This is a genomic window from uncultured Nostoc sp. (genome assembly GCF_937863485.1).
GTDB lineage: Bacteria > Cyanobacteriota > Cyanobacteriia > Cyanobacteriales > Nostocaceae > Nostoc.
In genome coordinates, this window is sequence record NZ_CALMFY010000136.1 from 1 (window position 1) to 15,756 (window position 15,756).

Below are 15,756 nucleotides of genomic sequence, written 5' to 3' on the forward strand. Positions count from 1 at the left end.
GCCGTAGGCTTTACGGCAACTCTTAGAGACGCTCTTGCGTTCGCTCAGTACAAGTACCCAATGCCCAATGCCCTGTGTTCTTCTAAACTTAATCTTTCTTTATAACCAGGGAAAGAGGTACAGAAAGCTACTTATGTGAAAACCTAAGTATTAGAGGTGAAATTAATTTCTCACTTTTGCAAAGCTACCGAAGATTCCATGCAAAGCAATTTAGTTATATTTCCTAACGCTGGGGCTGCGAAAAAGAGCACGCAAACAGAAGAAAGGACAATTACCAAGTACGACCGTGCTGAGGAGCAATTTATAGAACTGCTAGCAATAGAGGATTTGGACAATCAACTGGATCTAAAACCTGCAACAGCCAGTGAGTTTGAACAGACGCTCTCTATAGCAATTCACGCCGCCTATAAAAACGATCGCTCTGATGAACAGGCTCACCGTTTTGTTCAGCGGATACTTTATCGAATTAATCGGCTAAAGCTGTTTTGGTACGACGATTTGCGGCATTATACCAATGAGCGATCGCCTTACTTGTACTCATGTCGTGACCAAATTGAAGCTGCTTGGCAAAAGTGGGAACTGGCACAAATCGATGTGGCTGCACTGCAAAAATTAAATGTAAAACAAGCTTTAATTGAGCGTGCATCTGCCGATTTAAATCCGCCGTTGTCACAGAGTAGTCGCTACATTCGTGAGGAAATGACTGAAGTTGGCTATCGTCACTTACTGGCGATCGGCTCCTTTGATGGTTTGGTAGAAGGTAGTCGTCTTTGCTACGTATTGGGTGGTGCCGCTAATGAAATGCAGTGTACGCTGGTGCGAGTATTAATAGAAGAATACGGCAATGGTCGTTTATCCCGCAAGCACTCGACATTTTTTGCTCAAATGCTGGCTGAGTTTGGGATGAACACCGAACCAGAAGGATATTTCGATTTAGTACCTTGGGAAGTTTTAGCTTGCGCTAATCATAGCTTTCTGACCACTGATCGCAAACGCTATTTCCTCCGTTATAACGGTGGGTTGACATATTTTGAGGTGGCTGGGCCTGCGGCTTACAGAAACTATCTGGCGGCGGCGCAACGACTTGGACTCTCTGAGGCGGCGATGGGTTATTGGGAACTGCACATCAAAGAAGATGAACGCCACGGCCGGTGGATGTTGGATGATGTGGCTTTGCCTTTGGCAGAACGATATCCCAATGATGCATGGGAATTAGTGCTTGGGTATGACCAGGAGAAACTAATGGGCGATCGCGCCGCTGCTGCTGTTGTGCGATCAATCCGCGAAGCAGAACAAGCCGCCTGACTCATATGAGTAATCTAAAAAATTAGGAATTAAAAATGGCAGATTCTTTCTGGCATTTCTAAATCATTCTATTGCAAATCCACTTACAACCCAATTTCTTTAGTGAGAATTATTTACTAAAGTAACGGTTATTTATTGCCTTTAAATTAAGGTAGGAAATAACCTTCTATCACATTGATTATACCTTACACATTGAATTGCAGTCAAATGAAAGATATCTTTTTTTGTCCTGAAGAATCTAATTTCTACTCCAACTGCTTAGAAAGCTTTGTAATCAGAAATTGTAAAAATTCCGAATCTATTGTGGAGTTTGGCTCAGGAGATGGTACTCCTGTAATTAATTCCTTATTAAGAAACAAGTTTAATGGTGTAATTCAGGGATTTGAATTAAATACTTCTGCATGGAAAGTCGCCAATTCAACCATCGATGAATATAATCTCACTAATAAATACATAATCCATAATTCATCTTTGTTTAATTCTTCTCAACCCGATGCAGAGTATCTTGTAGCGAATCCACCATATCTCCCTGCACCAGATAATGATATTTATATGCCACTCTTATTTGGGGGCGTAGATGGAGCCACAATTACCAATGAGCTTTTGTCGTTAGGTTATGAAAATGTGTTGGTTTTAATATCTAGCTTTTCTAATCCTATAAGTACGCTGAACCTAGCGAAAGAAAATGGATATTATGTTCAAAAGTTCATGGTATTACCTTTGGAATTTGGCTACTATAGCTCTGATCCTAAGGTAAAGAAACATATAGAAGAACTCCGAGAAAATAAAATGGCCTTTTATTCTGGCGATTATTATTTTTTAGCTGGCGTTTTATTTAAAAAATCCCAGGAGTCTGTAGTTGATTTATCTAATCAATTAGCTCAGGTGATAACTAGTTTGTGAAAATTGAGAACAACTTCCCAGTCTTGTCTCTACGAAATAGTGAATTTTTATAAATGTCAACCGCCTATGTATATATTTAGCAATATCTTTTAAACATGATTCAGTCACTAAATTTGCATAGGTGCGACGCCAAATAGCCCGTCGTAGACATCGCTTTTCACTTTTGGTTTTAGAGCCAGTGCGTAAACGTATTTTGCAGCAAGGATCGCGTAGTTCTCCTTAGCGTTTTACAGGAAGGGGAATTACGCGATATTAAACAAATCTATATTCTCAAATAATCACTTTGTTTACCTGAAGTTATTGCATTAACTTGTTTGTTGTATGGCTGCACTGCTAGAGTGACGTTTATGCTTGAATGCTGCAAATAAAGTTACAATAGCACCGAACGACAAAATAGGAACGCTTGAAGTTGGTTCAGCTACAGAGACAGATGAGGTTGGTGTCAAGAGGAATGCGTGTAATTCACCATTAACTGCACCACGACCAACAATTTGTCCATTATTATTAATAGCAGATGCTACTGTCAAAGTAAAGCCAGGGTCTGAACCAGGAGCAATCAGGTCATTCAGGTCGTACAGAGTGTTATCACTATAAAGAAATGCCCGCAAACCATTGCCATCTGCTGCATAAAAGTCATGGTTAGTGCCAGAAAACCCGACTGCTTGACCTAAATTATTGATCCCCACACCAAAACTGAACAAATCTGTAGGACGTAACCTACCGAGGTCTTGAAGTCCCGTGCTGGAACTGTACAGAAAAGCACGACTATCATCTACTCCAGTTAGTCCCGAACCACCTACCACTTGTCCTGAGTCATTAATGTCATTTGCTACGCTGTACCCGTCACCTGGCAAAGTTCCCAAATTAGTAGTTTGGCCGTTTTCGTACAGAAAACCTGTGTTTGAATTGAGAATACCTACTACTTGTCCCAAGTTATTTAAACCGTAGGCAACAGTACCAGGAATTCCTATGCTGGTTGCTGTACCATTACTGTATAAAAAAGGTCCAAGTCCGATTGCTCCCCCTACTATTTGGGTGCGATCATTAATGGCATAAGGAATAGCGTCTTGGATAGCGAGGGGTTGGGTGATGCCATTGCTGTATAGGAAAGGGTCATTTCCAGTAAAGTTATTATTACCAACCGAATTACCAACTACTTGCCCCAAGTTATTGATACCAGTTACTCCAAGTTGATTATCCCCAGGTAGGGGACTAATTTTTTTAACTGAACCATTACTGTAAAAAAAAGAACGCCCCGAAGAATTAATGGCTACCTCACCTGAGTCATTGATGTCTGTAGCGTAACTGTAGGTTTCTCCTGTAAGACTACCTAAGTCAGTAACTGAGTATAGAGATGCCGCCAATGCCGACTTGGATGCAGTAAGACTGATTGCGGTCAAGGTTATTGCTGTTATACAGGATTTCCACTTAAGTAAAAGCATGTGACTTTTCCATGATTTTTTATTACTCTACTAAATTACCACTAGACAGTAGAGTAAAAACCTGCGGTATCTGGGTAGTCGCTAAATACGCCATCAACACCTAAGCTGAAAAATAGTTCATATTCCCCTTGGGGATTTCCTTGAAAGTCCAGCGGTAAAAAGCAGTCTTCATTGCGGAAAGTCCAGACATGAACCAGCAAACCAGCTGCATGAGCATCTGTGACTAAAGATGTGGGCGATATCTGGCGACAAGCCGCTCCGCGTCTACGCAATTTACCACTACTATCTCTAGGAACCAGCAAATTTTTATGAATCCCAACCGCCTGTGCATATTTAGCAATCTCCCTTAAACCTGATGCAGTTGCTAAATCTGCATAGGTGCGTTCATTACCACTCACGACAAAATCATTAGGTTTACCACTGTTATTCAGCAATTGCACCAGAGGTAAATCAGTCTTTGTGGATAAATCTTGTAAATTACTCACTTCAAAAGATTGAATAAAAACAGGTGCATTAACTCCCTGATAACCGTTGGCTGTCAAAGTTGCAAGTAGGGGTGTTTCTAAGGCTAACCCAATAGATTTAAAGTAAGTTGGGTATTTAGTTTCTGGGTAAATGCCGATCGCTCGATTAATTTCGGCACTTTTACTTTTAGCTAAATCGATGATTTCTTGCAGCGTAGGAATTTCTAAGAGTCCATCATAGGCGATATTTTGCGATCGCAGTTGAGGAATTCGCTCTTTGGCTCGTAGTCTTTTCAGTTCTGCCAGGGTAAAATCTTCAGTAAACCAACCTGTTTTTGATTCGCCATCAATTATTTTAGTGGTTTGACGGTGAGCAAATTCTGCATGGCTAGCAACGTCGGTAGTTTCCGAAATTTCGTTCTCATGACGAGCAATTAAAACACCGTCTTTGGTTGAAACTAAATCAGGTTCAATATAATCAGCCCCAAGTGCGATCGCTAATTCATAAGCAGCTAAAGTGTGTTCTGGACGATAGCCGCTAGCACCTCGGTGAGCAATGATAATTGGCGGTTTACCTGTAAAATTTTTAACCATGATTGCGTGCCATTTGTAATTTTGTAAGTTAAAAATTAAATATTAATTTAGGTGATTTAGGTGAGCAGATGACTAGTAATAATATTGAGATTGTTTTCAGTTTTGATACAACTGGGAGTATGTATCCTTGTCTTACCCAGGTACGGCGAAAAATCAAAAATACCGTTACCAGGCTGATAGACGAAATTCCCTTGATTCGGATTGGGATTATTGCTCATGGTGACTACTGTGATGCAGGCTCAACTTATGTCACCAAAACATTTAATATATCCGGTGATGTTGATGCTATCTGTGATTTTGTGCAAAATGTCGAACCTACTGGTGGCGGAGATGCACCAGAATGTTACGAGTTAGTATTACATGAATCCCAATCTTTATCTTGGTCAAAATCAGCAACAAAATCATTGGTTTTGATTGGCGATGATATTCCCCATCCTCCAGCACACAATCCGAAAAAACTGAATTGGCGCAAAGAGTTAGATAAATTAGCTGAGGCGGAAATTACAGTTTACGGAGTTCAAGCGCTCAATCGCTCTCATGCTAGTCCTTTTTATCAAGAACTTGCAGAAAAGTCTGGTGGTTTTCATATCAACTTAGACCAGTTTTCCTATATTAGTGACTTGTTTTTAGCAGTTTGCTACCAACAATCTTCTAATGAACAGCTACAAGCTTATGAACAAGAAGTAATTGACCAAGGACGCATGAGCCGGGGGTTAAATAAAATATTTAACACCATGATGAACCGGGAAGCAACATCCTATTACGAATCCGCTGATTTACGGGCAGTTTCTCCAGGGCGTTTTCAGATTTTAGAGATTGAACAAGATATTTCAATTAAAGCGTTTGTATTGGAAAATGGTTTGAGTTTTAAAGTTGGGCGAGGTTTCTACGAATTCACAAAAACAGAAACTATCCAGGCTCAAAAAGAAATTATCTTAATGGATCGGGGAACGGGTGATTTATTTGAAGGAGGTGCGGCACGAGAAATGTTAGGTCTACCGATGGATGCAACGATTAGGATCAAACCGAGTAACCTAGAAAAGTATGTTGTGTTTGTCCAAAGTACCTCTGCTAATCGTAAACTGATTGGCAAAACTCGATTTTTATATGAAGTCGAAGACTGGGATCGTTAAGTCCCAACGACTACAAGTCGCGGCTACCCAAACAAAGCCTGCTTATGCAGGCTATTCTATTCGCTAGGTATTTTGTAATAAGTCTAATGACCCAGATTAAGCCGGAAGTAAAACGTACAGAAGAACTGCGCCAGTTATTGCAACAAGCCAGCTATGCTTATTACGTTTTAGATGCTCCAATCATGGAGGATGCAGTTTATGACCAGTTATATCGAGAATTGCAACAACTGGAAATTCAGTATCCAGAATTGGCGACTCCCGATAGTCCGACTGTGCGCGTGGGTGAGCTTAGGCATACGCAGTTTACCTCGGTGCGGCATAATATCCCTCTGTATAGTTTGGAGAATGCATTCAATATTGATGAGTTGCAAGCTTGGGATCAGCGTTGGCGGCGACAAGTATCTAAAATAGACTCAGTGGAATATGTCAGTGAACTCAAAATTGATGGTTCTGCTTTGGCTCTTACCTACCAGAATGGCATTCTAGTTAGGGGTGCAACTAGAGGTGATGGGGTGACGGGTGAAGATATCACCCAAAATGTGCGGACAATTCGCTCGATTCCCTTGCGTTTAAACTTTGAAGGGTTAGAAATTCTGGAAAAGGTGGAAGTGCGAGGCGAGGCGTTTTTGCCGTTGGAAGTGTTTAAACAAATTAACTCGCAAAGACAAAAAGCAGGTGAGCAATTATTTGCCAATCCCCGTAATGCCGCAGCTGGTACACTCAGACAATTAGACTCCCGCATTGTTGCTAAACGGCGGTTAGATTTCTTTGGCTACACCTTGCACATTCCTGGTAGAGATGACACCAGTGTTGCCAATACCCAATGGGAAGCATTGGAGTTGTTAAAAAAGATGGGTTTTCGAGTTAACCCCAATCACAAACTGTGTGCCTCGATCGCAGAAGTGACAAAATATTATGAATACTGGGATACGGAACGGCTGAATTTACCCTACATGACTGATGGGGTAGTAGTGAAGCTGAATTCTTTTAAACTTCAGGAACAGCTAGGGTTTACGCAGAAATTCCCCCGCTGGGCGATCGCTTTGAAGTACCCAGCCGAAGAAGCACCTACCCGTGTGGAAAATATTGCTGTGAATGTGGGACGAACGGGGGCGTTAACCCCATTAGCTGAGATGCGCCCTGTGCAGCTGGCGGGAACAACAGTTTCCCGCGCGACTTTACATAACAGCGATCGCATTACTCAATTAGATATCCGCATTGGCGATACTGTCATTGTCCGCAAAGCTGGGGAAATCATTCCAGAAGTGCTGAGGGTACTCAAAGAACTCCGCCCTGCTGACACTGAACCCTTTATTATGCCCACTGATTGCCCAGTCTGTGGTCAACCAGTGGTGCGAGAATCAGGTGAGGCGGTAACTCGGTGCGTCAATGCTTCCTGTGCAGCGATTCTCAAAGGTTCCATTGAACATTGGGTAAGTCGTGATGCTTTGGATATTAAAGGCTTGGGCGAAAAGTTGGTATATCAACTCGTTGATAAAGTTTTGGTGCATTCCGTCGCCGATTTATATGAGTTGACAACAGAGAAATTATCTGCATTGGAAAGGATGGGGCAAAAGTCAGCAGAAAAGTTGGTAGATGCGATCGCTCAATCGAAAAACCAACCTTGGTCAAGGGTATTGTACGGTTTAGGCATCCGTCACGTTGGCAGTGTAAATGCCCAATTGTTGACTCAGAAATATTTCACTGTAGATCAGTTAGCGACAGCAAAGCAATCAGATATTGAAGGAATTTACGGTATCGGTGCTGAAATTGCCCAATCTGTGTACCAGTGGTTTCGGATTGACGCCAACCAAAGGTTGATAGAACGCTTGCAAGCAGAAGGATTGCAATTAACTGCCACAGAAGATACAAAAACAGTTGGTGATAGTAATCAAAAGTTCGCAGGTAAAACCTTTGTAATTACGGGTACATTACCAACCTTAAAGCGAGATGATGCGAAGGCTTTAATTCAAAAAACTGGGGGAAAAGTGACTGATTCAGTAAGTAAAAAAACAGATTATTTGGTGGTAGGAGAAGATGCAGGTTCTAAATTAGAAAAAGCGCTATCTTTGGGAATTACGCAGTTAAGTGAGTTGCAGTTGTTGGAGATACTTGAGGATTGATGTATATTTGGCAAACCTGTCACGCTCAGATCACAATACGCTTGGGTCAAGGACAGGACTTATATCAGGTTCGGTTAAACACTTATAATATCTGTAGTAGGTTGGGTTGAGGAACGAAACCCAACATTAACAAGAAGTAAATGTTGGGTTTCACTAGTGTACTCCTACGGGGATCTTGCTACAACCCAACCTACATTGATAGATTTTATTATAAGTAATCACCCGAACTTGATATTACACCTTTCCCCCCAACCCTTGTAGGGTTAGCTGACAATTCAGGTCATGTGGAAAAGCCCACGAAAAACCTAACCCCCTAACCCCCTTCCCGACACGGGAAGGGGGAAAATTCAAAGTCTCTGACGCCACTTGACGCCAGTCGCCTCTCCTAAGGGAGACGCTGCGCGTAGCTTGCTTCCCCGTAGGGGTACAAGTCGGGAAACCCGCCCACAGCGCTGGCTCCTTTATGCCGGGGAACCCGTCCACCGCAGTGGCTCCTCCTTTTAGGAGAGAGAAATAGAAGTGAGTTCCAGATACCGTGAAAAATCAGGTAGCATTAGGGGGTAAGATTCAAAGCCTCTCTCCTAAAAGGAGTGAGGTGAAAGTGTATTGAATACAAACGATAAGCGCTGTAGTAATACCATTGAATTTATCTGCATTTATCCTAAAAATTGTAAAAGGAAAATTTGGAGTTTTATTAAATAAAACCAATGTCTGAACAAAAGCCCATAAGTCCCTGGAATTACAAACCTTGGTGGTGTCAACCCTGGTCTATAGTTCTCACAGGTGTAACACTGATTAGTGGTAGCTGGTTACTATTTAAAACTATCTGGCTAACAGTTCTCGTCTCTATTCCTGTAGTGACGTGGATGGGATTTTTTGTATTGTTTTGGCCACAACTAATGATTCGCAGTGGTATTTTGGAGTCGTATAAAGACTAATTCGAGCTTGATGTGTTACTGGAAATTGCTCCAGGGAGAAAAAATTATTTCACCGTTCCGGTTGGTTGTCTATTTCTTTATGTCTCTTAAGTAGCCGCTCCCGTACTCCTACGGAGAAGCAAGCTCGGTGTAGCCTCTGGTAGAGAACAGACCAGAAGGAGAAGTACCGAGGGTTGGAAGCCGTACCTCAGTACTTATATGCATATAACAAAATTTTGCAGTATTAAAAATATTAAGTGTTGAAGAAGAACTCTCACACTTTAAGAAGTTTTGATAAGTTTTAACCTACATTGATAATTTTTAACCTAGCTTTGGGTACAAGACCTTGTAAAGCAGCTACATACTTAGGGAATTTGCACAATTAAAGTTAGGTGAAATGAACAACAGAGTAAACCAAAGACATGAAGAGGATCATGTAACAATACTTTTCAGGTTTTGGGGAAAAGAAGAATGGAATTGCAGTTTTAATTCCCCTTTTTGCCTTACCCTTTAACATGCATCTAGTCCCAAAGGGAGATTGTTTGCCTTATCCGAAAAGTATTGGATCATGTAATAGAATATTTCTATATTCAACCGAATATTGATTTTTGTTACAAAAATGTTTAGACTAAGCAGCCTTGATACTGGAGAGGTAACCCTGCGGTTGTTGCAAAATTTCCACCGCAGCAGACTTTCCTGCTTAAGGCTTAGACATTCATTTGTAAAAACACAAGCTGTTCCTTTAACTGAAAATGAAGCACAAAGGCTCAAAGTATTGGCGGACTATAATATTCTCGATACCCCACCTGAACAAGCATTTGATGACCTAACTGCTCTTGCTGCCTACATTTGTAAGACGCCAATTGCTTTAATTAGCTTAGTTGATGCCGATCGCGAATGGTTTAAATCTAATTTTGGACTAAAAGCTACAGAAACACCCAAAGAGTGGGGTTTTTCCTCCCATGCCATTCTTCAACCAAAGGACATATTAGTGGTTCCCAACACCATTAAAGATGATCGCTTTGCTAACAATCCCTTAGTCAAAAATAATCCCAAAATTCGTTTTTATGCTGGCGCTCCACTAGTTACGGACAATGGTTTTCCCGTCGGAACGTTGTGTGTGCTCGATACCGTTCCTCGTGTACTAAGTTACCAGCAGTTGGATGCACTGCGCCGCCTAACTCGGCAGGTCATCGCTCAGATGGAACTCATTCAAGAGGTTCACAACCGCAAACAAGCAGAGATAGAAGGAAGACAATTATCGCTGACCGATGAACTAACAGGTTTGTATAACCGACGTGGCTTCTTCGTGATGGCTGAACAACGGTTAAAATTTGCTCACCGCATGAAAGTTTTCTGCTGGGTTATCTTCATTGATTTAGATGGGCTAAAACAGATTAACGACACCCTAGGTCACGACATGGGAGATGCCTTGATTGTTGATGCTGCTGAATTACTCAAGCGAAGTTTTCGGAACTCGGATATTGTTGCCCGCTTGGGTGGAGATGAGTTCATTATTTTCATCTCCAGCTACTTTAAGGACGCTGATAGTATCCAAGCGCGTCTGCAAGCAAATATCGCCAACTTTAATCAAGAGCAAAACCGTAGCTATGAACTTTCGATGAGTATGGGCATAGAGCGTTACTCACCAGAAAGCAATATGTCACTAGAAGAATTAATCGCCAGGTCTGACGAATTAATGTACGCTCATAAGCGTCTCAAGCGGGAATCTATTCAGTGAAGGTGAATCAATTTTGGATTTTGGATAATAGAATAAGGTTTACCTACCCAGCATGGGCTGCGATCGCTTCAATACTGATGCATTCCCAACTTCCCCTCACAAATCCCAAGTTGCTTTCAAAATGGCTTGATGCGATCGCATACTTGGTGGCCGGACAAGCGAGCTTTTGACAGACATTAAAAGTGAAGTTTTGGGGCGATCGCATTAAGGAAGTTTGCCTGCTTTGGATTTCCTTTTTATCGCCCAAACTTCAAGATCCTATTGTTTTTGCTAATTTACCACCTGGCTGCCATGACTGCGGGGTTCATCTTGACTAGCTGTTGGTGCTACTGGGGCTGAAAATTTGGAAACTTTCCCGCTAGCTTCAGCATAGGGGAGAGACGACCCAGTAACCAAAGCTTCTAAGTTGCTAGCCATAATCGTCCGGGGTTGATCACCGATCGCTTGGGCTATGGTTTCCCCTTGCTGACTCAAAAATACAAAATGGGGAATCCCATCCACCCGATATTTCAACATTTCTGGTAGCCACTTCGTATTATCCACATTCAGCATGACAAAATTCATCTTGTCAGCATACTCTGTTTCTAGTTGAGCGATATCTGGTGCCATTTTTTGACAGACAGTACACCAATCTGCATAAAACTCTACTAAAGATGGTTTGCCGTTGCTGATTGCTACTTCTAGCGGTGTGGACGAATCGCTTAACTTGGCAAGGGAAACCGAGGTTGTTTCAGTTCGCAATCCTAAGATCAGGGCAACGCCTAGAGCGATCGCTACCATTACAATCAAGAAGTTTCTCAAACGCTTCCCAAATGTGGATTCAGATTTATCGGGGGAATTAACAGATGAATCAGTACTCATAACAGAATTATAAAAACTTATTAAGCAATTTCTTCTTCAGTCTAGCTGACTCCAAGCGCTCTTTAATACGTAATTTTATCCTCAAAATGGGTATTACAAATAAGTACTTTAGATGATATAAGTTTTAAAAGATGATTTTAAGCTTCAGAAATACTAGTGCTGTGTGTGCCGTATTTTTATTAGTCAGCGCTAGCAGCTTTCACAAGTCAGCGATCGCCACTATAAACAACCAGTCCCAACTGATAGCACAGCAGAGGAAAATCCAGCTACACCCAGTTTTTAAATCTATTCTGCCCAAATTAAAGCAAAAGACTCAAATTAAGATTTTATTGCCGAAGTTTATTCCTGAGTCAGATGGGGAAAATCCAATTTATGCAATTATAGAAGCTGCTACGCAAAAAAAGTATGATATTTTACTGGGTTTCACTCCAGACTGTAATGGTGCTTCTGCATGTCGTTTGGGCGTTGTTTCTGCTGAAGCCGTAACCCGCAAAACACCCAGCCTGACAGGGAAACGTGTATCCTTAGCTAAGGGCATCACTGGCTATTTTGTAGATTTTACTTGTGGTGCTGGTTGCTCAGATGCTACCTTGACTTGGCGGCAAAAGGGTGTACAGTATGTTGTTGGAGTGAAAGCAGGCGAACGCACTTCTTTGATAAAAATGGCTAATTCTGCGATTAATCCCTAGCTAACGTCAGAGTTTGATTTTACTTAAGAGCGAAACAGCTGTGGTGATTGATAAACATTTATGGCGTAGTTAACAATCCACAGCACCAATTCAAAAATCAATAAATATCCTACCCACTGCAACTCGCTTTTAGAACCCAAAGGTTTTTATTTCTAAGTCATCAAACTCACGATTAAAGTCAATATTGCCAATCCTCCTAAAATAGCTAAAACTTGAGTAGTTCTATTACTTTTAGCGATAATTTCTGAGTAAGATAGTTCATGATTCTGAATCAGTAAAAACGAATGAGGACTAAATAAAAAAGGGAATAAACGATTCAAAAGTAAGCGCATAAAGAAGTTAATACTCCATAATCGCTTCTGTAAAAGGTCTTGATTATATTGCCAAGGATAACTAATTTGTGCTAAACGGATTAAGGCTTTAATATCTGGTTGACGTAAGCTTTGATAGCGAGGAAGTGCTTGAGAGAGATTATCTTGAGTTGCTGCCAAAATTTCATGAATTTGATAGACATCTTCTAAGGCTGAATTAACGCCTTGTCCAATGTCGGGAGGAAAACAATGAGTTGCATCTCCCAATAAAATTACCGCTGTTCCTTGGCTATCTTCAGGTTTCCCCCAAATTTTATACAACCCTGAACAATATTGAGGAATAGGAAATTTACCCCCATCACTAGATGTAAATCTAGCTATTTCTTCAGGAGAAATAATCTTTTCTAGGGGAAGCTGAGGAAATGCTTCTTTCAGGAATTGTTTAACTTCTTCTTTGGTTTCTAATTGCCAGATTTGATGATCTGGGTAGGTAATAATATTGGCAGTTCTAGGTTGATGAGGATTTTTAAAGGGTAATAACCCCAAAGAAATTGCTTTTTTACGCCCTTTAAAAGTAGACCTAATAGCGTAAGCCATTGTAGTTTGTGCTAAATCTCCTTCTGATTCTGATAAGGGAAATTGAGCAGGTAAAGTGAGAATTTTGTATTTTAAACCGGAACTAGGAGAAGGAAATTTTTGCATTTCAAAGGAATGTGATTCACCTTCCATTTGATGAAGAGTTTCACGCACAATAGAGTTTAAGCCATCACAACCTACTATCAGAGTAGGAATAAAGCTCAATTTTTCTTTATCTTGAGATTGGGTAATAATTTCTAAATGCTCTACATGTTGTTTAATTTCTACACCTTCAGTATTAAATAAGACCTGAATCGAATCTTGCCAATGTTGATGAATTTCTTGGTAAAGTAACTCCACAAAAGATGCTCTTGGCAGCCAATAGGCAGTCTTGCGTTTAGAATCAGTAATGGGCAGTTTCGTTGTTTTGCGTGTGCCGTCTTTTTGAATGAGAGTCAAATAAAATTCAGTATTAGCGACACTCAAATCAGCTAGTTTGGCAGTTAGTTCTAACAAATCAGTTAATTTTTGCCCTCTACCATCAATTTGATAACTAAAGGATTTATCTGGTTCGTAATAATCTGCTGATGGTCTTTTTTCAATAACTGTAATATCTTTCCAACCTCTTTTCGCCAACATTAAAGCTGTGCCTAATCCCGCCGGGCCTCCTCCCATAATGACAACGTTTTTCTTGTAAGAATGATTCATTTGACCTCTTGCAAAAAAGTTTTGTGGTATATTACTAGGCTAAACAATTTTCTAAAATTTAACTAGCCTTTCAACGGATCGCGGGAGTCCCCAGCCTCAACGTCAAAGTAGGGTGATGAGGAGTATCCCTACGACCAATCTTGAATGCAGTGAAAACTTCTTAGTGGGTAAGAATTCAAAATTCCAAATTACCATAAGTAAATTTAATTACTCTGTATTTTTTATTTATCGGTCATCAGGGTATTTTATCAAGCTCTGATGTTTGTGGATTCAGTAAATAAATATACTTATTCTCTACAAGAAAACATCTACTAAGGAGCTACGAAAAATATTTCAACTTTTGTTTGCTCTATTTTCTTGTATTACATGAATAATCGATGGCACTAGAGAAATAACTATAATTAATCCAATAATCGGTAACAAATACTTATCTACCTGTTCAGGTGGCAGAGATTTCCCTAAGAAAAACCCTAACATGGTGATGCCGAATGTCCAAAGAAAGCCACCGACTAAGTTGTAAGACATAAATGTGCGATAATGCATAGCACCAATCCCAGCCACAATCGGCGCGAAAGTCCGTACAATGGGTAAAAAACGTGCTAAAACAATCGTTTTTTTACCGTGCTGTTCATAAAAGTTTTGGGTTTTAACAAGATGTTTTTTATGAAACAACCATGAATCTTCTTTTGAAAATAGTCTTCTGCCAAATTTATGCCCAGTAAAATAGCCAACATTGTCACCTAAGACTGCACAAACAAAAGCACCAAAAATCAGAACCCAAATGTTCAGTAAATTCTGAGATGCGACAAATCCAGCAGTGAACAATAAACTATCTCCAGGCAGAAAAAAACCAATTAACAAGCCAGATTCAGCAAAGATAATCGCCCATACCCCAAGATAGCCAATTGATTTAACCAGTTGTGGTAAATCCAGATGCATAGAATTTCTTACCTTTCAACAATAGATCCACCACATTTTAACGTTTAGCAATTTTCCTGAATAAAAAGTAATATTAAATTTACGTAAAGTTATTGTGTAATCTTGGGAAATGTAATTACAGATAGCATATTTTATGTTATTTGTGCAAAATGCAAAGATATTTGAAAGTATTAAGACTATTTTGGACTGCTGCGATCGCAGCCGAGTTGGAGTATCGGATTAACTTTTTCATAGCTACCCTCAGCAGCTTGGGAAATCTTGTCGGCAGTCTGTTTGGACTATTCTTGTTTTACCGCACTGGCTACACTTTTAGTGGTTGGTCATGGGAAGCAGCTTTAGTAGTTCTCGGAATTTTTACCTTACTACAAGGATTTTCTGCTACTTTTCTAGCGTCGAACTTGAATCGCATTGTCCGCCATGTCCAAGAAGGTACTTTGGACTTTATATTATTAAAACCTATCCGCAGTCAGTTTTGGCTTTCCACCCATACCCTTTCACCTTGGGGACTCCCGGATCTAATTTTTGGTAGTATTATTATTGGCTACGCAGGTAAACGTCTCGGTGTAGGAATAGACAACTATCTACTTGGTGTGCTGCCGTTATTGTTCAGCTTGGTGATTCTGTACAGCCTGTGGTTTCTGTTGGGAGCTACGAGTATCTGGTTCGTCAAAATATACAACGTTACCGAAGTGTTGAGTGGTTTGTTGGATGCTGGACGATATCCCATCGCCGCATATCCCACTGCTTACCGCTTTTTCTTCACCTTTGTGATGCCAGTGGCTTTTTTAACTACTGTACCAGCCCAAGCACTGTTGGGTCGGAGTGAAATTAGTTGGTTGATAGGTGCGGCAATATTAGCAGTAGCATTGTTTTTGGTTTCCACTTGGTTTTGGCGGTTTGCGTTGCGGTTTTATACTAGTGCTTCGAGTTAGAGCGTAGACAAAGCAGCGCCTTGTCCAGAGTTGTTGGAGCAACATAAAGTTAACATATGAAAAGTAATCAAATTCTTCCTGGAAGCTTTGGTGTACCTATATTAGGTGAAACACTCTC

The 15,756-nt window shown here is 40.7% G+C and carries 14 protein-coding genes; 8 read left to right on the plus strand and 6 right to left on the minus strand.

Annotation, left to right across the window (positions count from 1 at the left end; all coding sequences use genetic code 11):
- Window positions 1-198: 198 nt before the first annotated feature.
- Together Q0541_RS18185 and Q0541_RS18190 are read left to right on the plus strand one after the other, a co-directional pair.
- Complete coding sequence (locus tag Q0541_RS18185; protein ID WP_298913034.1) at window positions 199-1,305, plus strand: iron-containing redox enzyme family protein; 1,107 nt, start codon at window positions 199-201, stop codon at window positions 1,303-1,305.
- A gap of 207 nt (window positions 1,306-1,512) precedes the next feature.
- Window positions 1,513-2,208, plus strand: a complete 696-nt coding sequence (locus tag Q0541_RS18190; protein ID WP_298913037.1) for a class I SAM-dependent methyltransferase — start codon at window positions 1,513-1,515, stop codon at window positions 2,206-2,208.
- A 305-nt stretch (window positions 2,209-2,513) separates the two neighbouring features.
- Here the strand turns inward: Q0541_RS18190 and Q0541_RS18195 are convergent, their stop codons facing one another.
- Entirely contained in the window at window positions 2,514-3,608 is a 1,095-nt protein-coding gene (locus Q0541_RS18195) for a hypothetical protein (protein ID WP_298913040.1), read from the minus strand.
- Window positions 3,609-3,691: 83 nt separating this feature from the next.
- Window positions 3,692-4,708 (minus strand): glycerophosphodiester phosphodiesterase, encoded by a 1,017-nt coding sequence (locus Q0541_RS18200; RefSeq protein ID WP_298913043.1) that lies wholly within the window; start codon window positions 4,706-4,708, stop codon window positions 3,692-3,694.
- Window positions 4,709-4,776: 68 nt separating this feature from the next.
- Here Q0541_RS18200 and Q0541_RS18205 point away from each other — a divergent pair, with 68 nt between their 5' ends.
- The 4 genes from Q0541_RS18205 to Q0541_RS18220 all read left to right on the plus strand — a co-directional run bounded on the left by Q0541_RS18205 (window position 4,777) and on the right by Q0541_RS18220 (window position 10,622).
- Window positions 4,777-5,841 (plus strand): vWA domain-containing protein, encoded by a 1,065-nt coding sequence (locus Q0541_RS18205; protein WP_298913046.1) that lies wholly within the window; start codon window positions 4,777-4,779, stop codon window positions 5,839-5,841.
- An 86-nt stretch (window positions 5,842-5,927) separates the two neighbouring features.
- On the plus strand, window positions 5,928-7,964 hold the full coding sequence (ligA, locus tag Q0541_RS18210; protein WP_298913049.1) for an NAD-dependent DNA ligase LigA: 2,037 nt from the start codon (window positions 5,928-5,930) through the stop codon (window positions 7,962-7,964).
- Window positions 7,965-8,671: 707 nt separating this feature from the next.
- A complete protein-coding gene (locus tag Q0541_RS18215) occupies window positions 8,672-8,902 on the plus strand; it encodes a DUF6737 family protein (RefSeq protein WP_094330875.1) in 231 nt (76 codons plus the stop codon).
- A gap of 598 nt (window positions 8,903-9,500) precedes the next feature.
- Window positions 9,501-10,622 (plus strand): sensor domain-containing diguanylate cyclase, encoded by a 1,122-nt coding sequence (locus Q0541_RS18220; RefSeq protein ID WP_298913057.1) that lies wholly within the window; start codon window positions 9,501-9,503, stop codon window positions 10,620-10,622.
- Window positions 10,623-10,665: 43 nt separating this feature from the next.
- Here the strand turns inward: Q0541_RS18220 and Q0541_RS18225 are convergent, their stop codons facing one another.
- Window positions 10,666-10,869: a hypothetical protein gene (locus Q0541_RS18225; protein WP_298913060.1), complete on the minus strand. Its 204-nt coding sequence runs from the start codon at window positions 10,867-10,869 to the stop codon at window positions 10,666-10,668.
- A 23-nt stretch (window positions 10,870-10,892) separates the two neighbouring features.
- Window positions 10,893-11,483 (minus strand): thioredoxin family protein, encoded by a 591-nt coding sequence (locus Q0541_RS18230; RefSeq protein ID WP_298913063.1) that lies wholly within the window; start codon window positions 11,481-11,483, stop codon window positions 10,893-10,895.
- Between the two features lie 131 nt (window positions 11,484-11,614).
- Between Q0541_RS18230 and Q0541_RS18235 the strand changes: the two genes are divergently transcribed.
- Window positions 11,615-12,172 (plus strand): hypothetical protein, encoded by a 558-nt coding sequence (locus tag Q0541_RS18235; protein WP_298913066.1) that lies wholly within the window; start codon window positions 11,615-11,617, stop codon window positions 12,170-12,172.
- Window positions 12,173-12,324: 152 nt separating this feature from the next.
- Here the strand turns inward: Q0541_RS18235 and Q0541_RS18240 are convergent, their stop codons facing one another.
- Window positions 12,325-13,767, minus strand: coding sequence for an NAD(P)/FAD-dependent oxidoreductase (locus tag Q0541_RS18240; RefSeq protein WP_298913069.1), 1,443 nt, complete (start codon window positions 13,765-13,767; stop codon window positions 12,325-12,327).
- A 333-nt stretch (window positions 13,768-14,100) separates the two neighbouring features.
- Entirely contained in the window at window positions 14,101-14,706 is a 606-nt protein-coding gene (locus Q0541_RS18245; RefSeq protein ID WP_298913072.1) for a VTT domain-containing protein, read from the minus strand.
- A 149-nt stretch (window positions 14,707-14,855) separates the two neighbouring features.
- Here Q0541_RS18245 and Q0541_RS18250 point away from each other — a divergent pair, with 149 nt between their 5' ends.
- Entirely contained in the window at window positions 14,856-15,638 is a 783-nt protein-coding gene (locus tag Q0541_RS18250; protein ID WP_298913075.1) for an ABC transporter permease, read from the plus strand.
- The last annotated feature ends 118 nt before the right edge of the window (window positions 15,639-15,756 follow it).

What these genes read in the sequence shown, in the direction of transcription:
- Q0541_RS18185 (WP_298913034.1), top strand. Translation starts at nt 199, where the DNA reads ATGCAAAGCAATTTAGTTATATTTCCTAACGCTGGGGCTGCGAAAAAG.
- Q0541_RS18190 (WP_298913037.1), top strand. Translation starts at nt 1,513, where the DNA reads ATGAAAGATATCTTTTTTTGTCCTGAAGAATCTAATTTCTACTCCAAC.
- Q0541_RS18250 (WP_298913075.1), top strand. Translation starts at nt 14,856, where the DNA reads ATGCAAAGATATTTGAAAGTATTAAGACTATTTTGGACTGCTGCGATC.
- Q0541_RS18220 (WP_298913057.1), top strand. Translation starts at nt 9,501, where the DNA reads ATGTTTAGACTAAGCAGCCTTGATACTGGAGAGGTAACCCTGCGGTTG.
- Q0541_RS18245 (WP_298913072.1), bottom strand. Translation starts at nt 14,706, where the DNA reads ATGCATCTGGATTTACCACAACTGGTTAAATCAATTGGCTATCTTGGG.
- Q0541_RS18235 (WP_298913066.1), top strand. Translation starts at nt 11,615, where the DNA reads ATGATTTTAAGCTTCAGAAATACTAGTGCTGTGTGTGCCGTATTTTTA.
- Q0541_RS18215 (WP_094330875.1), top strand. Translation starts at nt 8,672, where the DNA reads ATGTCTGAACAAAAGCCCATAAGTCCCTGGAATTACAAACCTTGGTGG.
- Q0541_RS18230 (WP_298913063.1), bottom strand. Translation starts at nt 11,483, where the DNA reads ATGAGTACTGATTCATCTGTTAATTCCCCCGATAAATCTGAATCCACA.
- Q0541_RS18240 (WP_298913069.1), bottom strand. Translation starts at nt 13,767, where the DNA reads ATGAATCATTCTTACAAGAAAAACGTTGTCATTATGGGAGGAGGCCCG.
- ligA (WP_298913049.1), top strand. Translation starts at nt 5,928, where the DNA reads ATGACCCAGATTAAGCCGGAAGTAAAACGTACAGAAGAACTGCGCCAG.
- Q0541_RS18205 (WP_298913046.1), top strand. Translation starts at nt 4,777, where the DNA reads ATGACTAGTAATAATATTGAGATTGTTTTCAGTTTTGATACAACTGGG.
- Q0541_RS18200 (WP_298913043.1), bottom strand. Translation starts at nt 4,708, where the DNA reads ATGGTTAAAAATTTTACAGGTAAACCGCCAATTATCATTGCTCACCGA.